Source organism: Chitinivibrionia bacterium (assembly GCA_009779925.1).
In the GTDB taxonomy this organism is placed as follows: Bacteria; Fibrobacterota; Chitinivibrionia; order Chitinivibrionales; family Chitinivibrionaceae; genus WRFX01.
Window position 1 is genome coordinate 13,422 of record WRAZ01000023.1, and the last position, 20,911, is coordinate 34,332.

Genomic DNA, 20,911 nt, shown 5'->3' on the forward strand with positions numbered 1-20,911 from the left:
CACAAAAAAATTGAGCCGCTTGAAAAATCTATTTATAGATACAATTACTTCAAGAGAAGAGAAGAGAAGAGAAGAGAAGAGAAGAGAAGAGAAGAGAAGATTTTCCGTTTTCCGAGATTTCGCTTTTTCTCTTAAATATAGACATAAAATACGTTTTGCGCAACGTATTTGTCAAGTGTTTAGAGGGGGTTTGTGTTGTTTTCCTCATTTTTTTTGCCCATTGTTAGTTAGTTTTTTACTAAATATTTTTTACGCTTCCGCGTAGATTTTCTTACGCGAAAGCGAATTTCTTTTTGGCTTCTTCGAGGGAGTGTCCTTGGCTGAGGAAAGTAATAATTTGTTGGGTTGCTCGTTGCTCGCCTTGTTTCACTCCTTCTTGTTTCCATTTTTGCGCCATACCTGATTTTTTCGACCAATCGCTTAGGAATTTCATTGTTTTTCTTTCATCTGCCGTCATTTTTTCTACCTCCTCCAATATGTCATTGTTTGCTATACACAACGAATACAATACTTCTCTTAATATTTTGTCTTCGCCCGTACTTTCAAATTTTTTCACAAGTTCAACCCCGTCTTCCACCGTCCAATCATTTCTTATTGCTTTTATCCAATCGACATCTCTCGCCGATAATTCGGAATTTACAACCAATTGCATTGCGGGACTTGCTACAGCCTTAATATAATATATGCCGCTTGCTTTTGCCGAACTTATTTTATATCCTCTGTCGATTTTTAGTATTTCAAGTAAATTTTCAGGTTTTTTGATTGAGACTAATGTTATCGCAATGTCATTGATATTTAAAGAATTTTGCGATATGTAAGAATGAAAATAACTCAATACTCTATCAAACGCCTGAATATTCAAATTATCCGTCGGTCCCTTAAATTCAATAATATTGTATGCGCGAAAAAATTTCATTACAGTGTTTTTGATAACAACTTTTTCTAAAAGTTTAATTATCACAATGTCAATTCTCATAGGGGCTTTATACAATTCAAATTCAGGAATTATTTGAACATTATGATTTCGAAGAAGATATTCCATAACTTGAACGAAAATATAAGTCCATTTGTTGCGTGGTTTTTTCGGCTTCTTTGGCTGTTCAGCGGATTGCTCGGTTGTTTGCATTTTTTTGCCCATTCTTTGTTTTTTTGTTTATGAATATTTATATTTTTACGGTAAAATACTATATTGTTTCGGCTGGGTACGGAATTATTTTGGGGGGGCAGTAATTTTATAATGTCCTTGTGAAAAAATTGCTCAACAATCCCAAAACACCCTCAACTCCCGCCTGTTGACTTGCTCATTACTTGCTCTATTCGCTCTATCAGCAGGGAATAATCGATGGGTTTGGAGATATAACCTGCCGCGCCCATAGCGACTCCTTTCATCACGCTTTCTCTGTCGGTAAGCGCGGTAATGAAAACAATCGGGATTTTGGAATAATTGGCGTCGGCTTTTAATTTTTCAAAGATATCGTAGCCGTTCATTCCCGGCATATTTATGTCCAAAAGCACTACGTCGGGTCTGACGTTTTCGAGGATTTGAAACATTTTGCTGACTGATTGCGCGGTAAAGACGTCGTAGCGCTCGCCCAAAATCTTTTTTACCGACATTAATGTGAAAACCATATCGTCAACGCACAGTATCTTTTTTTGCAATCTTTTAATGTGGAAAATTTCTTCTTGCGCTTCAGCCTCGCCAAAATCAAACACAAAGTCGTCTTTGCTCGGACGGGGAGCCTCTAATTGGTCTTTTATGGTTTTAAGCAGTAAAGAAGGAGTGAAAGGCTTAGATACATAAGCCGCCGCGCCAAGAGACAAACCTTTGTTTTCGCTCGCTTTATCGTTTTGGGACGTCAAAAAAATGACGGGAATATCGGCGTAATCAGCGTCGGCTTTTAATATTTTAATTGCCTCGTAGCCGCTAACACCCGGCATATTTACGTCAAGCAATATCATATCGGGAGTAATATTTTTAAGAATTTGAAACATTTTTTCAACGCTCGTCGCAGGAAAAACCTCGTAGTATTTCTCGAGTTCGTATTTTATCCCCGATAAAAAATAACTCATATCATCCACAACTATAATTTTTTCTCTAATATTTTCCATATTTCCTACCTGCCCCGTTTACCGATAATTCGTTCAATGTGGCTGACTAACACAGGATAGGAAATCGGCTTGGCTACGTATGCCGCCGCACCCATAGAAATTCCTTTCAGCACGCTCTCTTTGTCGTTCTGAGAAGTCAAAAAAACAATAGGGATGTCGGCGTAATTTTTTTCGGACTTCAATTTTTGGCAGATTTCGTAGCCGTTCATTTCAGGCATATTTATATCCAATAATATCAAATCGGGCTTAACGTTTCCCAAAACTTTGAATAATTTATCGACGGTCGCCACCGGAAAAATGTCGTATTGCTCTCCCAAGGCGCTTTTTATGGAGACCAAAGTATAGGTCATATCGTCTAAAACTATAATTTTTACTCGTTGTTTTTTTACCGAAACGGGCTCGACATACCCGGCGAAAGGCAACTGTTTTCTTATCGCCTGAATTAACTCGGGAGGATTAAAGGGTTTTAATATATAGTCCACAGCCCCAAGATTTAATCCTTTAATTTCGCTCTCGGCTTCTTTTTCGCTTGTAAGAAAAATTACGGGAATATGCGAATAATCCGCGGACGATTTCAGTATTTGAATTGCCTCGTAGCCGTCAAATTCAGGCATATTTACATCTAATATTATCAAAGAAGGGGTTATATGTTTAAGCAATTTAAACATTGTTTTGACGCACTGCGCAGGATAAATTTCAAAATATCCTTCGAGGTCCTGCTTTATTCTCGTCAAGCAATAATTCATATCATCGACAACGATGATTTTTTCTTTAACGCCTTCTATAAGATACGCCCTCCATTAAGTCAATTTTCTGCCGACAGTTTTTCTACTATTTCTTCAAAATCCACGCTATCCACGCTTTTTCGCAACCAAATCGCAAGCCCGTCGTCCGAAGTGTATTGATATTTTTCTATCTCGTCAATAGCCGCGTCCGCTTCTTTCATATTGTAATTTTTACAGGCGACAACGAGCTTTTTCAGAATTTCGCCGTCGGGCTTGTCTTTTTTTGGCTTTGGATTTTCCGCGTCCCAAACCGCCAACGCCTGCTTAATTTCCGCGACAAGTTTACGCACGGCTTCCAAAAACTCCGCGTTATTTTCGTTCAGGAAATTTATATTTCGCGCTTTCGCTTCTTCTTCCAACTTTTTTGCAAAAGCACCGACTTGTTCGGCAAAAATATCCAAACTCGCGCCCTTAATTCCGTGAACAGCTATCTCGTAATCGACAATTTTTTCTTCGCTGAGAAGTTCCACCGTTTTCAGAACAGCTTCAACATTGGCGGCGTAAGAACGCAAAAGCATTAAGTACGCTTTTTTATCTCCGCCGTATCTTTGTAAGCCTTTGGGTATATCCAATCCGAAAATTTGCATATCCAAGGTTTCTTCCTGCGAAGTTTCGTCTTTTTCCGAGTCCTGATTTTGGTCGCCGTATTGCTTAATGGCGGCTTCTATAACCTCTTGGGGCTGTTTGTCGCGCACCAGTCTGTTCAGGACGGAATTTAACTGGCGCATATCTATAGGCTTTGAAATAAAATCGTCGAAACCGTTCTCCAAAAACATATTTTCCTGCCCCACGACAGCGTTTGCCGTGAGCGCGACGATGGGGACGTCGTAGCCCAAATCTCGTATGCGTTTTGTCGCCTCAATTCCGTCCATATCGGGCATCATGTGATCCATAAATACAACGTCGTAAACCCTGCCGCTTTTGATTTTATCTATGGCGGTTTGTCCGCATTTGGCGGTATCGATTTTTAGGCGGTAAAGCTTCATAAGACCGACGGCGACATAGCGGTTTGTCTCCATATCGTCCACGATTAAAACGCTTCCGTAAGGCATTGGAGTGCGGAATATTTTTTTCTTTACGGGGCGCGCCAAATAATTATTGCGGTGTTTTTTAAGATTTTCAATCAAATCATTGCTCAAAACCTCGTCGCCAACTTTTATCTGCGGAAGATGAACAACAAACGTCGTTCCGATGTTCAGCTCGCTTTCTACGTCGATTTTGCCGTTCATAATGTTCACCAGACTGCGGGTAATTACCAAGCCCAAACCCGTCCCCTGAATTGCCGTTTTTCTTTCCAAGTTAAAGCGCATATATTCTTCAAACAATTTTTCCAACTGGTCGTGAGACATACCGTGCCCCGTATCTTTAATGCTGAAAATCAGTTCCGTTTCGCCGTCGTTTTTGCCCGAAGCAAATCCTATCGAAAACTTAATTTTGCCCGAGTCGGTGTATTTAAACGCGTTTGAAAGCAGGTTGTTCAGAATTTGTTTTATGCGAATTTCGTCGCCTATGAGTTTTGCGGGAACGTTCTCCTGAATATCAAGCTCAAACTCTATCGGTTTGTGGTCTATGCGTATTGTATTCAACTGCACCGCGTCGTTTATTAAACTTGCCACGCTGTATTCTACGGGTATAATATCCATTTTTCTCGCTTCTATTTTGGAAAAGTCCAGAATGTCGTTTATAATGCCCAAAAGCAAATTGCAGGAGTTGTATATATGCCCGACTTCTTCTTCGATTTCCGCGGGAATTCCTTCTTTTTCTATCAATATTTCGGTAATTCCCAAAATTGCGTTCATCGGCGTGCGGATTTCGTGGCTCATATTTGCCAAAAACGCGGATTTCGTCCTGTTTGCGGCTTCGGCGGCTTCGCGCGCGAGGTCGAGTTCGGCAGTCCGCTTTTTGACGAGCTTTTCAAGTTCCCTGCTCATTCGACGGCTTTTTACAAGAAACACCACCACAAGAATGAGGATTAAAAACAAAAGCACCGCAACAAACACGATAAACGGCTGTCGCGCCTCCTGAATTTTTCCGCGGTAATCGTAATTCTTTTTCATCCAATAATCTTTTATGTTCTGTATTTCAATATTATTGAGCGCTTTTTTGATTATCGAACGCAAAACGTCGGCGTTTTTGTCAATTCCCGCTATAATATTTAAGTTGTAATCAAAAATTATATTTGCGTTAAAGTTTGGAAGTTCGAGATAATTGGATAAATACCAAAGATTTTCGTATTTTGCCATAACCAAATCCACGTCGCCGTTTATTAAAGCGTCAAACGCATTGGCGATACAATCGTAATAAACCGTATTATTGTGAAACGGAAACCACTTTTCAAAGGTTTCGGCGGACAAAGTGTTCCTCGCCAAACCGACCCTGTGATACAAAACATCATAAATTCTGAGGTCGGGCAAATCCACGTTTGAAATCAACGCGTATCTGTCGGATATTTTCATTCTCGGCAATAATTCAAAACCGCTTGCCAATTCGTTCGCAAAAATAATCTGAGAAAAACATTGCGCATTTTCACTTTTTTCACACGTTAAATACTCAAATCTAAGCCCCGAAAGCTCGGATATTGCGTTAAATATATAAGGAAATATGCCTCTCCATTTATCTTCGCGACGGCAGTAAAAACTTATGGGATAATGGCTCGAATACGCGTTTATGAACACAGTCGGACTATCGGCTATAAATCGGCGTTCTTCCTCGCTCAACTGAGAACGAAACTTGAATTTTCCATACTCGAATTGCGCCTGTCTGTGCCATTCGTTTATATTTCGGCGCATATCGACGTTCTGAAGAGCCCTGTCGATAACCGAAATAACAGCTTTCAGATTTGTATCCTGCGTTGCAATGGAAACAGGCATAAATCGCAAAGGAAAAAACCGCTCCGAAACTATATCGGGATGCTGAATAAAGTTAATTTCCGCAGGCATACTGTAATAAAAGGCGTCTATTTTCCCGCTTCTCAAAGCGTCGTACACATCATAAAACTCGCTTAATTCAACAATTTCAAAACTGCCCTTTGCCATTTCGCCGGTTGCGGTTTTTATTGTCGCCGCGCCTTCTATAAAACCTGTGCGCACAGGGCGCTCTTTTGCTATTTCTTCAAGCGGTCTGCCGCCGTAAAGACGAAAAATCATCAGATTTCGTAAAGCGATAAAATCCGTCATAGAAAATCTCTTCTGACGTTCGGGCGTGGACGTCAATTCTCCCGTAAAAGACACTTCTCCCCTACTTAGCCTCTCATACAAATCAAAACGGTCAAACAGCGCGGGTTTAAACGGAATTCCGAAAAGTTCCGTAAGCCAATCGGTAATAAAAACCGAAAAACCGCTGATTTCGCCGTTATGATTTTTATACATTTCTATGCTAAGAGGCATACCGTAAATAAAATACGAATATTGTTCGCGAAGCGCAGTTATCGCCAGTATCTCATCTTCGGTTATTCCGGGAATATCGCGATACGAAGAAAACACGTTTAAGTCGCTTGATTGTTCTAAACTGCGGTCTTTACAAGCTGACAGAATTATCGACAAAAATATTGCCGACAACAACATATATATTTTAAGAATCTTCATCTTTCCTCCTAAATTCCGTCATTTTTTTCACAGTACAAGACTCAAAAGAAATATGTATCCTTTATAAATATCAGCGAGTATGCAGAGGTGTAATCTCCGCATTTTAGTATTTTTCGCACCGATAATATAATATTTGTTTTGAGCCAATGCGGGAAATTTAATGAAAAAGAGAGATATTTCAGTTGTTTGTTTATGTTTGGGGGAATTTTTTGCGGGAAAATGAAAAGAAATGAGCCAAGGCATTGCCTTGGCTCTACAAAAACGACCAAAAAAAATCTTATCTGTTTACGCCAATCCTTGCGGAATATAAATACCGTCTTCCGCTAACAGTTGTTGCTTCGGCGATGATTAGGTATGCGCCGTTGGCAACGAGGCGACCGTTGAAATTCTGCAAATTCCAAATAATTGCACCATCTGCCGTAGGGGCGGGTTTGATACGAAGTGGAGACCCTGTCTCCCAACCCGCCCTTACATCGTTCACCGAAAATACAACATTGCCCAAATTGTCGAAAATCGCCAAATTCACCGTTGCTTGTTCGGGGGTGATTACTGAAATTCTTGCAAAATTCGAGACAATTGCGTTTTCGAGGAATATGCCGTATCGGGTGTCTGTGTTTTGTTTATTGCGAATTGAGGACGGAGCACAGCCGTCTAATTCCGTTAATTGTGGGATTTCTCGTATTTCGCTGTCTGTTTCGGTGCAATCGAGGCAAGGTCTTGTTCTTTCTCTGTTGCCTGCTATATCACAAGTTGCTGTCGTAATGGTGTCCCAAACGCTCCAAGTTCCCCAGAAATGACCTAATTCTGCAATTGGCAGGATTTCCGTGTCTGGTTTGTTGCAGTTGCCGCAAATTCTTGCACGCTCTCTGCTTCCCTCTTCCGTGCAGGTTGCAACCGATGTTGTGTCCCAGACGCTCCAGTTGCTCCAATCGTGTCCTAATGCCGCTATTTCATTGCTTTCGGAGTGATTGCAATTTCGTCTTGTGCAAAACCTTTCTTCTTCCCCTTTTCTTTCACAAGTTGCAGGTGTTGTTTCTTCCCAATCGTCCCATAAATGCCCCAATACTGCTATTGATTTAATTTCGCTGTGGGAACAACCTGCTCTGTCGCAAGTCCCGATTTCTTCGCCTGCTTCCGTGCAAGTTGCTTCTGTTGTTGTTGCCCAAGCAAGCAAGTGTCCCAAGGCATCTGTGATTTCTTCAACATCCGTGTTTAGGGCGCCGCAAATACTGCAAGTTCTTGTTCTGGTTCTCATTTCCGCCTCGGTGCAAGTTGCCGCAGTTATAGTCCAAGCGCTCCAACTGCCTGTGTGATTGCAATAACTGTCTGCAAGCGCTCGCAAATGGGGATAGCCGTTGTTTATTGCGCCGATTATATTCCAAGTATCAGCAAAATCCCAATTCATAAAAGTGCTTTGTTGCCTCATTTGTGTAATGCTTCTATTTCCTGAATTTGCGCTTGTAAAGTCTGGATGAGAACCAACAAATCTGTTTGCGCCGCCCAAAGCATAACTGTTTTCAATTGTAATAGCAAATCCCTCTCTCAGAGTCCCAACCAATCCACCGATATTAACCCCTGTTCCGTTTACGCTCCCTGTTGCATAGCTATTAGTAATATTTGCGTTAGATTCTCCTGCCAGTCCGCCGACACTACTTACTCCAACTACATTTCCTATAGCATAACTATTTTCAATATTGCCACTGTTGACCCCTATCAATCCGCCGATACTATTCCCTGTTCCGCTTACATTTCCTGTAGCATAACTATTAGAAACAGCAGTAGTATTAACCACCCCCCTCACAACTCCCACCAATCCGCCAACGCTACCTCTTCCGCTTACTCTTCCTGTGGCATAACTATTGGTAATAAGCGCTCTTGCCACCCCCACCAATCCACCGATACTACTCCCTGTTCCGCTTACATTTCCTGTGGCGTGACTATTGGTAATTATACCATAACTCTCTCCCACTAATCCGCCTACGGTTGCGTTACCTGTTACATTTACCGAAGTACGGCTATTTTCAATTCTGCCGCCGTTAATATTCAATAACCTGTTGAGCCCTACCAATCCGCCTACCCTATCACTCAGAAATATACGATCACCCTCCACCGCATCTATTCCCCTCACTTCTCCTACTGCATAACAGTTGATAATTTCAGTAATACGAGTTCCACTAATCTCTCCGACAAGTCCGCCTACGCGGGTATGCCCTGTAATATTAACATAAATGCCGAGATTTCTAATTCCTCCTCCACCGCTTATAAACCCGAAAAAACCAATCCACGTTCCAGTCGGTTGATTTATATAAATTCCGCGAACAGCATTGTTGTTTCCGTCAAATGTCCCTCTAAAAGGGCGACCCTGAGTTCCTATAGGTGTCCATTCTTCTCTAAGAGTAATGTCGTTGGCAAGAACAATGGTTTGTCCGCGAAAGTCAGATGCGCCGTTATTAACCCGATTGGCAAACGTAAGCAATTGAAACTCGGTTGATATTGTAATTCGATCCGCATTCCAGTCAATTGCCTGTGCCCATAAATTTACGGCAAGCATTGCTGTCAAAATAAAGATTTTCATAAACTTAATCATTTGGACCCTCCAAGTTCTTTTATGTATTTTTCAACATCAAAACCAATCAATTCACCGCAAGAAGTGCCAATCGGGTGGTGTGGATGCTTGCTCTCGGTCAATTTTATAGCTTTCCAATCAATCTCTTTGTCCTTCATCTTTTCAAGCAACAAATTAAGTGATTTGCTCAAATACTTTTTCTTTTTTATGTTTGCACCCCAGCAAGCCAAAACACTCAATTTAGAATAATCTTTAAGAAATTTTTCGATAACTTCCGCGTTTTTTACAATTAAATCATCATTGTCGGCAGTCGGCAAATTTTTCGGCTTAGTGCTTCTCAACGGGTATAAATTGAGCATAATAAAACTGCCGAAACCGTTCTTTTCAGCAAGTTTCTCTATTCTTGACAGTGTGGGATCAGATTTTTCGTCTGTTGCCGTACTGCAATTCAAACCTATTGCAAACAAGGGGTTGTTGCTCCTGTTTCCGAGAACATAGCGAACTTTATCGCCGTCCTTTTCATTAATTTCATATTTTTTGTTCATACGAGACCGCCTTCCCGCCGATTTTTTACGGCAAAGTTAAAAAATTAAGCAAAAACAGCGAAAGGCTGCTCTGCCGAAATTCATCGTTTCGCCAAAAATTCTGAACATTCCACGCTGAAGTACAGTAGAAATATATGGGCAGAACAGCCCGAGACAGGCGTTCTGTTTTCTACTGCCCAATGGCAGCGCGTTTGAAAAGCAGGGATAAATCCCCGCAATTCAGAATTTTTGGCATAGGTAATATACATTTTTTTTGTAGTGGAGTGGGAGATTATTTTGTATTTGGTGAATTTTGTGGGAAATTGGTGAAAAAGAGAAAGTTGGCGATTATTACCAAGCGAAGTGGTGCGCATTGTGTTTAATAAAACAAGAGGGGGCACCTTTACGATTCCCCCTCTAACACGGCGCATATAGTTTGTCAAAAGACAGGGACCATAAGGCTCTACACAGTAAATATACTATAATTTCCGCAAGAAAAGCAAGTGTTTTTACTCATTTTGTTAAAAATATCGTTTTTTCTCATAGTTATTTAGTATTTTGCTTGTTATTAAGGAGCATTTTTAATGAATTACAGAATTTACGAAATATATTTATCCAAGCCAAGAATAGACAAATACAAAATTGCTTGCGGCGGAGACAAACAAAAAGCAATACTGCTATATTTGCGAAATACCGACATATCCAAAAAGTTTTACACTGTGCTGGGCGTGTGTTTGAGATAGCGTTGAGAAATGCAATTAATATGCATTACAGAACTCATTTTTCAGATAAAGAATGGATTGTAAACCGAATAAATTCTCAGTTTTTTGAAGCGCAATCCGTTGTTTCGATTAACAAACAAAAAAACAAACTAATGGATGCGAACACATATTCTCACGACAGGTTGATAGCGGCGATGAGTTTAGGGTTTTGGACAAGAATGTTTTTTAAGTATCAATACGGAAAAGGGAACAAAACATTACTTCAAATTTTTCCAAACAAAGAAAAGGGAACGGATCGTAAAACAGTAGCGGAAGAATTAGATAAAGTACGATTTTTCAGAAACAAGATAGCGCACTATGAATCCGTCTGTTTTGACAAACAAGGTGAAGTTTCCTTATCTCACGCACAAGATATTTTAGAACTTATAATCAAATACACACAATTCCTTGGTGTCCCAAATGAAATTTTACAACTATCGGAATTGGCAGAACTAAAAAAATTGCTTAGCCAACCTATATTTTCTGAAGATTTATCTTGATTTCAGTGCGGATTGGTTTTGTTATGAATCAGTATTATAATTGAAATTTTTTCTTTTTCTTAATCGGGAATAAAAAACGCGAGGAGGACAAAGCCCTCCCCGCGTTTTTATACAATTTTCACTGTTTTTTTACTCAGCTCTTCGCAACAGACGTCATTTCTTTCACGTATTCCTGAATTGTTTTTACGCTGTAATCTTGTTTTGCGAGCGAATCCATACCCGCAACTGCCGCTTGCGCCGCTTCGATCGTCGTGATATAAGGAGTTTTCTGCAAAATCGCCGCGGTTCTTATCGGTTTGCTGTCGGAAAGCGCGCGCTGTCCTTCGGGAATGTTTATCAGCAAATCAAACTTGTTTTCCTTTATCATATCGACAATGTCGGGCTTGCCCATACCGACTTTCGGAACGGGAATTGCAGGAATTCCGTTATTGTTAAGCATATTTGCTGTCCCGTCGGTCGAATAAATCCTAAAGCCGAGCTCGTGGATTTTCTTCGCCATAAACACTATGTGGCGACGAATTGTATGACGAACGGAAAGGAATACCGAGCCGCTTTTGGGCATTTTGTTGTAAGCGCCCTCTTGCGCCTTTATGTATGCTGTTCCAAAGTCTTTATCCAATCCCATAACCTCGCCCGTCGATTTCATTTCGGGACCAAGCATTGGGTCGGAGCCGGGGAATTTGTTGAACGGAAGCACCGATTCTTTCACCGCAAAAAAGTCCATACTCACCTCGTTTGCCTCGGGAATATCTTTGAGCTTAACACCTGTCATCACTTTTGCGGCGATTTTTGCCCACGCAACTCCCGTCGCTTTTGCCACAAACGGAACTGTGCGGCTTGCGCGCGGGTTAACTTCTATTATATAGATGTCGTTGCCTTCTACCGCAAACTGGATATTCATAAGTCCGACCACGTTGAGTTCCGCGGCAACTTTTTTGGTGATTTCCTTAATTTCTTTTATGATACGTCTGGGCAAAGTGTGCGGCGGCAAAACGCAGGCTGAGTCGCCCGAGTGAATGCCCGCCTCTTCGATATGCTCCAAAATTCCGCAAATCAAAGTATCTGTTCCGTCGGAAACCGCGTCAACATCGACTTCTATCGCGTCTTGCACGAATTTATCGATAAGAACAGGACGGTTTTCGCCAGCTTCTTTCGCCTCGTTTACAAATTTATCGAGACCGTCGGAAGAGTAAATCGTTCTCATTCCGCGACCGCCAAGCACGAAACTCGGACGAAGCAAAATCGGGTATCCGATACGGTTTGCTATTTCGATTGCCTCTTCGGGAGTGCTTGCCATTCCGTTTGCAGGCTGTTTTATGCCCAATTTACTGCACATCGCCGAAAACTCCTCGCGGCTTTCCGCCCTGTCGATGCTTTCAACCGAAGTCCCGATGATTTTTGCGCCCGCGTCTCTGAGACGTCTTGCCAAATTAAGCGGCGTTTGTCCGCCGAACTGCACAATAATTCCGTCGGGTTTTTCGTGGTCGATAATATTCATAACGTCTTCAAAAGTGAGCGAGTCGAAATAAAGTTTGTCCGAAGTGTCGTAGTCGGTCGATACGGTTTCGGGATTGGAATTCACCATAATGCTCTCTATTCCAAGCTCTTTAAGCGCGTAAGCCGCGTGGCAACAGCAATAGTCAAACTCTATCCCCTGCCCTATTCTGTTAGGACCGCCGCCCAAAATCATAACTTTACGGTTTTTGTTTGCGACCGATTCGTTCTCTTTTTCGTAGGTTGCATAGTAATAATGAACTGAGGTTTCATGCTCTGCCGCGCAAGTATCAACCGCTTTATATACGGGAACAACTCCAAGCATTTTGCGGATTTCACGAACAGCTTCTTCCGAAATTTTGTTTGATTTTGCAATTTGCGCGTCCGAGAAGCCCATTTCTTTTGCTTGTGTAAGAAGCGCTTTTCGCTCGTCTTGTCCCATTTCTTTAAGCTTGGGCAAGTTTTTCTCAAAATCAACAATTTCTTTCATGTGATTTAAGAACCATTTGTCAATTTTATTGATTTCGTAAATTTCATCTACCGAAACGCCTCTGCTCATAGCCTCGTAAATATAGAAAATTCTGTCTGCGTAAAGGTCTTTACTGCCCTGCTTGACTTCTTCCAAAGTGCAATCGCCGAGCTTATCGGTTTCAAAGCCTATTCTGCGAATTTCCAAGCCGCGAAGTCCCTTTTGCAAGCTTTCCTTAAACGTTCTGCCGATAGACATAATTTCGCCGACCGCCTTCATTTGAACGCCGAGGCGCGCGTCCGCTTCCGGGAATTTTTCAAACGCAAATCTCGGAATTTTTGTCACAACATAGTCGATTGTCGGCTCTATGGAAGCAGGCGTGCTTTTTGTAATGTCATTTTTAATTTCGTCCAGAGAGTAGCCAACGCTGAGTTTTGCCGCAACTTTTGCAATCGGATAACCCGTCGCCTTACTTGCAAGCGCCGAACTTCTGCTCACGCGCGGGTTCATTTCTATCACAAGCATTCGCCCGTTTTGGGGGTGCACTGCAAACTGCATATTGCTTCCGCCCGTAACGCCCACCTTGCGCATCATTGCAATCGAGGCTTCGCGCATTTTTTTGTATTGCTCCCAATTTAGAGTTTGCGCAGGAGCAACCGTTATGGAGTCGCCCGTGTGAATTCCCATCGGGTCTATGTTTTCAATAGAACAAACCACAATAACTTTGTCATTGTGGTCTCGTATTACTTCAATCTCAAATTCCTGCCATCCCAAAAGCGATTCGTCGATAATAATTTCGCTTATCGGAGACAAATGCAGTCCCTTCGAGGCGACAGTTTCAAATTCTTCGCGGTTATAAACTATGCCGCCGCCCATTCCGCCCATTGTCAAACTTGGACGAACAATGCAGGGAAACCCGAGCTTATCGGCAATCGCCCACGCTTCTTTCATATTATATGCAATTTCGGCGCGCGGATTTTCGAGACCGATTTCTACCATCGCGTCTTTGAACTCGCTTCTGTTTTCAGCAAGTTTAATCGCTCGCTCGTTTGCGCCTATCAATTCTACATTATATTTTTTAAGAACGCCGTTTTCACTGAGAGCCAACGCCACGTTAAGCGCGGTCTGTCCGCCCATTGTAGGCAAGAGGGCGTCGGGACGTTCGCGAGCGATGATTTTTTCAACAACTTCAGGCGTAACCGGCTCAATGTAAGTTCTGTCCGCCATATTCGGGTCGGTCATAATAGTTGCAGGATTTGAATTAACAAGAATAACTTCGTAGCCCTCTTCTCTAAGCGCCTTACACGCCTGAGCGCCCGAGTAATCAAATTCGCACGCCAAACCGATAACAATCGGTCCGCTTCCTATAATCATAATTTTTCGTATATCATTTCTTCTCGGCACAACATCTCCTTTCGTCAATTGTTTTGAACTTTTTTGATTTTTTTCGCGACAAAAATATATTATGCCGCAAATAAAATACATTTTTTTTGACAATTTTCGCAAATTTGCCTTTCAAATGTGATAAAAATCACAAGAGACGCCGCAAAAAGCAACGTCTCTTGAATATCAGACTGAGGTGTTTTTAGTTATTGAAAAACTCGCAAATGCGGAAAGCCGTTGTTTATTGTTGAATTTGTTCCCCAAATCGTTGTGAAATTCCAATTTACAAAAGTTTCACGGTCTTGCATTTGAACGGTGGTTATCGGCGTGCCTTTACCCGTGTCGCTTCGTTCGCTTGTTTCGGTGTTATAAAAAGAATTTACAACTCCTCCCGCACCGCCGTTATTAACTCCTACTAATCCACCGAGATTGCCACTCCCTGTTATATTTCCTGTAGAAAAACTATTGATTATTCTGCCGTGAGTTCCATTTGTTCCCGTAATGCCACCAGTGGCAGGCGACCAATGAGACGTGCTTCCGGATACATTCCCAATTGCGTAAGTGTTTTCTATTCTTCCATCATTAAAACCCACCAATCCACCAGTTGAAGCGCCTGTTATAGTCCCCGTTCCTGCAACGGTTCCTGTAGAATATGAAAACGCAATTAAGCCACTACCTTCATTCCAGCCAACTAATCCGCCAACACTACTTGTCCCGTTTATGTTTGCTTCCGAATAACTGTTCTCAATTCTTCCGTTATTCCAACCGACCAAACCACCAGCACGGCTTGCAGTGCTTCTGATAAGCCCAAAAACATAACAATTGTTAATAGTACCAATGTTATATCCAGCCAATCCGCCAACAATACCTTCCCCTGATATATTAACATCAACAAGTCCGAGATTTTTTACAATTCCCTCTGCTCCGATAAACCCAAATAATCCTTGATAATCATTTGAGCTGTTTATATCAATTCCTCTGATTACATTATTATTGCCGTCAAATGTTCCCCTGAACGGACGATTATTTGCAGATAACGGAGCCCATCTTCCGATAGGCACCCAAACGCCCGACAACTGAATGTCGTTTGCAAGCGAAACTGTTCTGCCTAAGAAATTATTTCCTGCGTTTACTTGGTCTCTGAACGCCGCCAATTCTGCGGCGGTTGATATTGTAATACAATCCGTAAGTATCGGTCGCTTTTCGGAATGAGTGCAATTTTCTCTGGTGCAAATTCTTACTTCTTCGCCGTCTTTATCGCATTCGGGCGGTGTTGTTATTTCCCACAGACCAAATTCGTGAGTAAGCGCATTTATTACTTGTTCGCCGCTTGTTGCGCCGCAAATAGAACAAGTTCTCGCTCTCAAACCGGGCTCAGCGCAAGTAGGAGGCGTTATCACCTCTAAATTACCCCAAGTATGATTAGGGACAGGTATGCTTTCTGTTATAGTATGCTCGCAATTCGCTCTTTGGCAGGCTCTTGTTCTGCTTCCCGCTTCACCGCCGCAAATCGCGACTTTTGTTGTGTCCCACGCGCCTAAATCGTGAGCAAGTTCAGGTATATTTTCTGTTATTGAGTGTTCGCAATTCGCCCTTTGACAAGACCTTGTTCTACTTCCTGTTTCACCGCAAACTGCAACTATTGTAGTATCCCACAAACCTAAATCGTGGCTTAACATCGGTATTTGCTGTTCGCCTGTTCTTGCTCCGCAATCAGAACAAACTCTCGCTCTCAATCCCGCTGTGGCGCAAGTTGCTACTGTTATTTCCGTTAAATCGCCGAAATTATGCCCTGTCGCTGCAACTGGTCTATTTTCTCCGTAAGAACAATTTCCTCTTGCGCAAGTTCTGGCTTCTTCTCCTGCTGTCATACAAGTCGCGGGTGTTATTATTATCCAATCGCTTAAATTGTGTCCCAACGTCGCTGTCGGACGGGTTCTCGTTTCACTGCAAACACTGCATACACTTGTTTCTTCGCCGCCAACTAAACAAGTTGCCGCTCTTGTTTCAACCCATTCACCCCAAACGCATTCAGTGTGAGCATTATTATCGCTGTCATTTGAGCATCCGCCGATAAATATTATCGACATAATCATAAAAATTGCCAAAATGACTGTTGTTAATTTGATTTTTTTATAGGCTGAAAAGCCGCTTGTGTGTGTGTGTGTGTGTGTGTGTGTGTGTGTGTGTGTGTGTGTGTGTGTGTGTGTAAACTTCTTCTTGAAATCACTCTCATTGTTAATGCCCCCTTTTTATATCTATATTTATATTTAAGATAAGCTAAGCGCAAACTTAACTTATCTTAAAATTAAAAACTTATTACATTCCTACCGCAGGTCTCATCATTCCCGAAATAAGAATTGCTGTAACCAAAGACATAATAGCGAAGAATTCGGGGAACGCAATCAAAATGAGCGTGTTTCCGAATACGTCATTTCCGTTTCCGATAGCGTTCATACCGCTTACGCAGATGTTCGCTTGGAAAATTGCCGAAACCAAACAAACCGTTCCGAGCGCAATTCCCGCGCCCAAGGTAAGAGCGCCGTTAAAAGTTGACGCGCCATTTACCGCAAGAGCTCCCGAAAAAATAACAAATCCGACGAAGCCGTAAAGTCCCTGCGTTGAAGGAACCGCCGACAATACAAGTCCCGAACCGAAACAATCAGGTCTCTTCTTTAACGCGCCAACAAGCGCGCAAGGAATATTTCCCGCACCGATTGCGCAACCCAAACCGCTCATACCGACCATAAGCGCCATACCTACGAAGCCCATAATCATACCTAATGATGATACTTCCATAAAACCAAACCTCCAATAAAAATGAGTAATTAAAAACGTGATAACAAGTCCTCGCCCGTAATCGCAGAGATAACCCGTTGAGATTATCATTTTTTCCGAACTTAATTGTTCCTGCGCACTAAACAAGAAATTGCACGTCAAGGCTAAAATACGTTATGGAAAAACTCAAATGCGTGAAATTTTTCAAAAACCAACATTTTTTCACTTTATTGCGATGGCATATTGTATATTGTGTCATATTTTGTATTGAACTTATTAAAAAAACTTAACGAAAGGGATGGTTTTATGGCTAACTTGAGGAACAACGGAAAATTTGAATTCAACTCCGAAAACGAAGTCGTAATTAAGGAGAAAAACGGCGATATGACTCGCGAGCCGTGGCTTATGCTCTTGGCAAGACGAAACAAAAGACCTATCGACACTCTCTGCTGGGGAATGACGAACAACGGCACTTCTTTTGCGCGTATCGGAACGCAAGAAGGCGACATCCTTAACGGATTTGTTCACGAAGACCCCTACAAAACGAGAATGTTGGGAACTTACGCATATTTCCGCACAGACGACGGAAAATATTTCTCGAACGCGTGGTATCCTGTTATGAACAAAGAGCAAGAGCTTGAAACCACATTTGGCTTCGGCTACCTCAAATTCAAGACATCATACAACAATTTCGACGTTGAATCGGTGCATTTTGTGCCGAACTCATACGACGCTATGGTTCAAATCATAAAAATTAAAAACAACGACAGCCAAGACCGCAAAATTACAATGTTTAACGTAAATCCCGTGAATATCGGAGACGCGCGCGACATTCAGTTCAGCGGTTTTAATACGCTTATGATGGGTGCCGCGCTTATCGACAAAGAACTTAACGCAACTGTTTGGAGAAACGGCTTTGGTCGCGATTTCGACAGCAATGAAGAAAAAGTTAAATGGATGTTCGGAAAAGTACTTGTTCATACGTCTTCCCTTCCGAATAATCAATTTGCTACGCGTTATGACGAATTTGTAGGACACCATTCAAACACAATGGGAAGTCCTGCGGCAGTTGTCGAAAATTGGGATTTGCCTAACCGCGACGCACACGAAAACTGCTCTGCGCTCGCTTCGCTTAAAAATTCATTTACGCTTAAAGCAGGCGAAACAAAAGAATTGATTGTAGTAAGCGCAACACCTTCTGCAGAAGATTACTATTGCGACGGCAAAAAATCAATTAAGGCGTTTCTTAACGAAGTTCTTAACCCCGAAAATGCAAAGAAAATGCTCGAAGAAGTTAAAGCTGAATGGAAAGTGGAACTCGGAAAACTTTCTATTAAAGTAGAAGGCGACGACGAAGTTATTAACCCGTCTTACAAATGGCTTCAATATCAGTGCGCGATGGTTGCGCTTCTTAACAGAATGAAGTCGCGTTTCCACTCGGGCTTTGAATACGGCTACGGTTTCCGCGATATTTTGCAAGATATTTTGGCGCTTTTGCCATACGACCCGAAACCTGCGAAAGAACTTATCAAGTTTACTGCTCAGCAAATGTTCTCGGACGGTTTTGTGTATCACAACTTCTACGTAAAAGCGGCAGGAAACAAGAGTTTCGTTTGTTGCGACGACCCATTGTGGTTGGTATATGCGGTTTGCGAATACATTAAAGAAAGCGGCGATTTCGCGTTCCTTAACGAAGTAGTCCCCTATTGCGACGCAAAAGAAGAATTGCCTGCAAAAGAAGGCACAATCCTTGAGCACCTCAAAGTAGGAATTGCCAAAACTTGGAGAGAAAGCGACAACGGCTTGCCTTATATGTATATGGCAGACTGGAACGACGACTTGTCGGGCAACTTCACAAGCGTTTCTTCTATGACAGGACAGCAATTCTACAAAGCGCTTAACGATATGATTACGCTTTTTAACACACAAGGAATAGAAAAAGACTTGGCGGCGGATTATGCGGCAAAAGCAAAAACCATTAAAGAAGAGCTTGAGAAGAAATGTATCGACAAGGACGGAAACTATATCCGCGCAGTTGCGTCAAAGGACTTCAGAAAGACCCTTGCAGGTATGGATTTCGGAAACACAGGACTTGAAAAGAGCGCAGTTTTGGCAGATATGGAAGGCGCAGGCGCACCCGTTGATTTGGGTAGCAGTAAGACCGACGGTTTCGTATTCTTTGAGCCGATTGCTTGGGCAGGTTTCAGCGGAGCAGCCGACAAAGCAAGATTTGACGCTTGTAAAAAAGTTTGCGACAGCACGCTTAACGATAAATACGGTATAGCAATTTGCCAAGGCGACAAAACTATGACCCAAGGAAAATTACCTGTAGATAACCAAGGTTGGAAACGCAACGCACCCGGTAAAAAAGAAAACGGCGGCGAATTCAGACACCTCGAAAGTTGGTATATCGCGTCGCTTTGTATTTTCGGCTACGGAAAAGAAGCGCACGACGTTTATATGAAAACGCTTCCTGCGGTTGCAAGTAAAGACGACCCGTATTTGTATGCGGCTGAGCGTTTTGTGTATCCCGAATATGTATCCGGTCCCGCGTCAAACGACCACGGAAAAGCAGGACATACTTGGCTTACAGGAACTGCTCCCACTCGCTTGAACGTTCTTATCGACTGGATTTTCGGTGTTCGCAGAGATTACAACGGTCTTTTAATTGACCCTTGCGTATCTCCCGAATGGAAGAAATTCTCGGCAGTGAGAACTTTCAGAAACACGACGTTTAACATTAACTTCTCAAACCCCAACGGTGTTCAAAAAGGCGTTAAGTCAATTAAAGTTGACGGCAAAGACATCGACGGAAACGTAATTCCTCTTGAATTTGCTAAAGGCGGAAGCGTTAATGTGGAAGTTGTGATGGGGTAATTTGGCTGTAAATTCGATTTACAACGATTGTTATTTTTCAATAGAGAACGGCTTCGAGGAATCGAAGTCCGTTTTCGTTTGTACTAACGGAGTTGTTGAGAAGGCAAAATCAAGCAAAAATTTAACGATTGGCGAACTTGGTTTCGGCACGGGGTTGAATTTGCTTGCTACTTTGGAGTGCATTTCTTTCCCTTGTGAAATTCAATATTATTCTGTGGAAAAACACCCACCGTCAAAAGAGCAAATCGATGAAATAATCGGTGAATATTCGCCGAAAAATTACGCGCAGTATTTGCAATTTTACGACGAGTTATTTCGTAATCTGAAACACGGATTTAATTCGGCGATTTGGCAGTTTGGCGAAATAACGGTGAATTTCAATTTGTATTTCGGCGACGTGCTTGATTTTTTGGACGAACTTGACACTCAAATCGACTGTTGGTATCTTGACGGACACGCGCCCGAGAAAAATCCCGATATGTGGAGCGAGGATGTTTGCAGAAAAGTTTATGATAAGAGCAAAGTCGGAACAACCGCAGGAACATATACTGCTTGCGGATTTGTAAAGCAGAATTTACGTGCGGCGGGATTTTTTGTGAAGCGGCAAAAAGGATTTGGCGGAAAGCGGCATAAGTTGTTTGCGGAAAGATCACAAGTCTAAAATTTGGAAGAGTGTTTCGATTTATACGACAACGCCGACAGAAACCGTGAGCAGAAAATGTATAGATTTTTACATTTTTCCTCATCTTGCGGTTTTCTCGCTGGGGCAAATAGTATTTTTCTCGAAATAGGGGGAAATTATGGAAAAAAATATAATGTCGTTTGATTGGGCTATAAAGGAAATATTACGCGACAAAGCAAACTTTGACGTTTTGAGCGGTTTTTTGACAGAATTGCTTGAAAAAGACGTTAAAGTTCTTGAACTTATTGAGAGCGAAAGCAACAAAGAAGACGAAAAGGACAAATACAATCGCTTGGATTTGTGTGCAAAAATTGACAATAACGAAGTTGCGATATTTGAATTTCAAACAAGCAGAGAAAACGATTTTTTCCATAGAATTCTTTACGGCACAAGCAGGGC

General features: G+C 42.1%; 13 protein-coding genes. 4 read left to right on the plus strand and 9 right to left on the minus strand.

From position 1 onward, the window contains the following. Positions 1–271 precede the first annotated feature (271 nt). From FWE23_07425 to FWE23_07450, 6 genes are all read right to left on the minus strand, one after another. Positions 272–1,126 (minus strand): hypothetical protein, encoded by an 855-nt coding sequence (locus FWE23_07425; protein MCL2845264.1) that lies wholly within the window; start codon positions 1,124–1,126, stop codon positions 272–274. A 152-nt stretch (positions 1,127–1,278) separates the two neighbouring features. Next, positions 1,279–2,109 carry a response regulator gene (locus FWE23_07430; protein MCL2845265.1) on the minus strand — a complete coding sequence of 277 codons (831 nt, stop codon included), beginning with the start codon at positions 2,107–2,109 and terminating at the stop codon, positions 1,279–1,281. 5 nt (positions 2,110–2,114) lie between these two features. Continuing rightward, on the minus strand, positions 2,115–2,855 hold the full coding sequence (locus FWE23_07435) for a response regulator (protein MCL2845266.1): 741 nt from the start codon (positions 2,853–2,855) through the stop codon (positions 2,115–2,117). 59 nt (positions 2,856–2,914) lie between these two features. Then, positions 2,915–6,478: an ATP-binding protein gene (locus tag FWE23_07440; GenBank protein MCL2845267.1), complete on the minus strand. Its 3,564-nt coding sequence runs from the start codon at positions 6,476–6,478 to the stop codon at positions 2,915–2,917. A 277-nt stretch (positions 6,479–6,755) separates the two neighbouring features. Continuing rightward, positions 6,756–9,065, minus strand: coding sequence for a hypothetical protein (locus FWE23_07445; protein MCL2845268.1), 2,310 nt, complete (start codon positions 9,063–9,065; stop codon positions 6,756–6,758). Beyond that, entirely contained in the window at positions 9,062–9,589 is a 528-nt protein-coding gene (locus FWE23_07450; GenBank protein ID MCL2845269.1) for a DUF1643 domain-containing protein, read from the minus strand. The genes FWE23_07445 and FWE23_07450 overlap by 4 nt, the downstream gene beginning before the upstream one ends. Before the next feature lie 415 nt (positions 9,590–10,004). Between FWE23_07450 and FWE23_07455 the strand changes: the two genes are divergently transcribed. Continuing rightward, positions 10,005–10,829 (plus strand): hypothetical protein, encoded by an 825-nt coding sequence (locus tag FWE23_07455; GenBank protein ID MCL2845270.1) that lies wholly within the window; start codon positions 10,005–10,007, stop codon positions 10,827–10,829. Positions 10,830–10,962: 133 nt separating this feature from the next. Here the strand turns inward: FWE23_07455 and carB are convergent, their stop codons facing one another. From carB to FWE23_07470, 3 genes are all read right to left on the minus strand, one after another. Next, positions 10,963–14,196, minus strand: coding sequence for a carbamoyl-phosphate synthase large subunit (carB, locus tag FWE23_07460; GenBank protein ID MCL2845271.1), 3,234 nt, complete (start codon positions 14,194–14,196; stop codon positions 10,963–10,965). Positions 14,197–14,381: 185 nt separating this feature from the next. Then, entirely contained in the window at positions 14,382–16,271 is a 1,890-nt protein-coding gene (locus tag FWE23_07465; protein MCL2845272.1) for a hypothetical protein, read from the minus strand. Between the two features lie 223 nt (positions 16,272–16,494). After that, entirely contained in the window at positions 16,495–16,974 is a 480-nt protein-coding gene (locus FWE23_07470; protein MCL2845273.1) for an ATPase, read from the minus strand. A gap of 285 nt (positions 16,975–17,259) precedes the next feature. Between FWE23_07470 and FWE23_07475 the strand changes: the two genes are divergently transcribed. The 3 genes from FWE23_07475 to FWE23_07485 all read left to right on the plus strand — a co-directional run. Then, on the plus strand, positions 17,260–19,830 hold the full coding sequence (locus FWE23_07475) for a hypothetical protein (protein ID MCL2845274.1): 2,571 nt from the start codon (positions 17,260–17,262) through the stop codon (positions 19,828–19,830). A gap of 1 nt (position 19,831) precedes the next feature. Next, positions 19,832–20,491, plus strand: coding sequence for a tRNA (5-methylaminomethyl-2-thiouridine)(34)-methyltransferase MnmD (gene mnmD / locus FWE23_07480; GenBank protein ID MCL2845275.1), 660 nt, complete (start codon positions 19,832–19,834; stop codon positions 20,489–20,491). Positions 20,492–20,630: 139 nt separating this feature from the next. Further along, a partial coding sequence (locus tag FWE23_07485) for an Rpn family recombination-promoting nuclease/putative transposase (GenBank protein MCL2845276.1) occupies positions 20,631–20,911 on the plus strand: 281 nt, incomplete at its 3' end.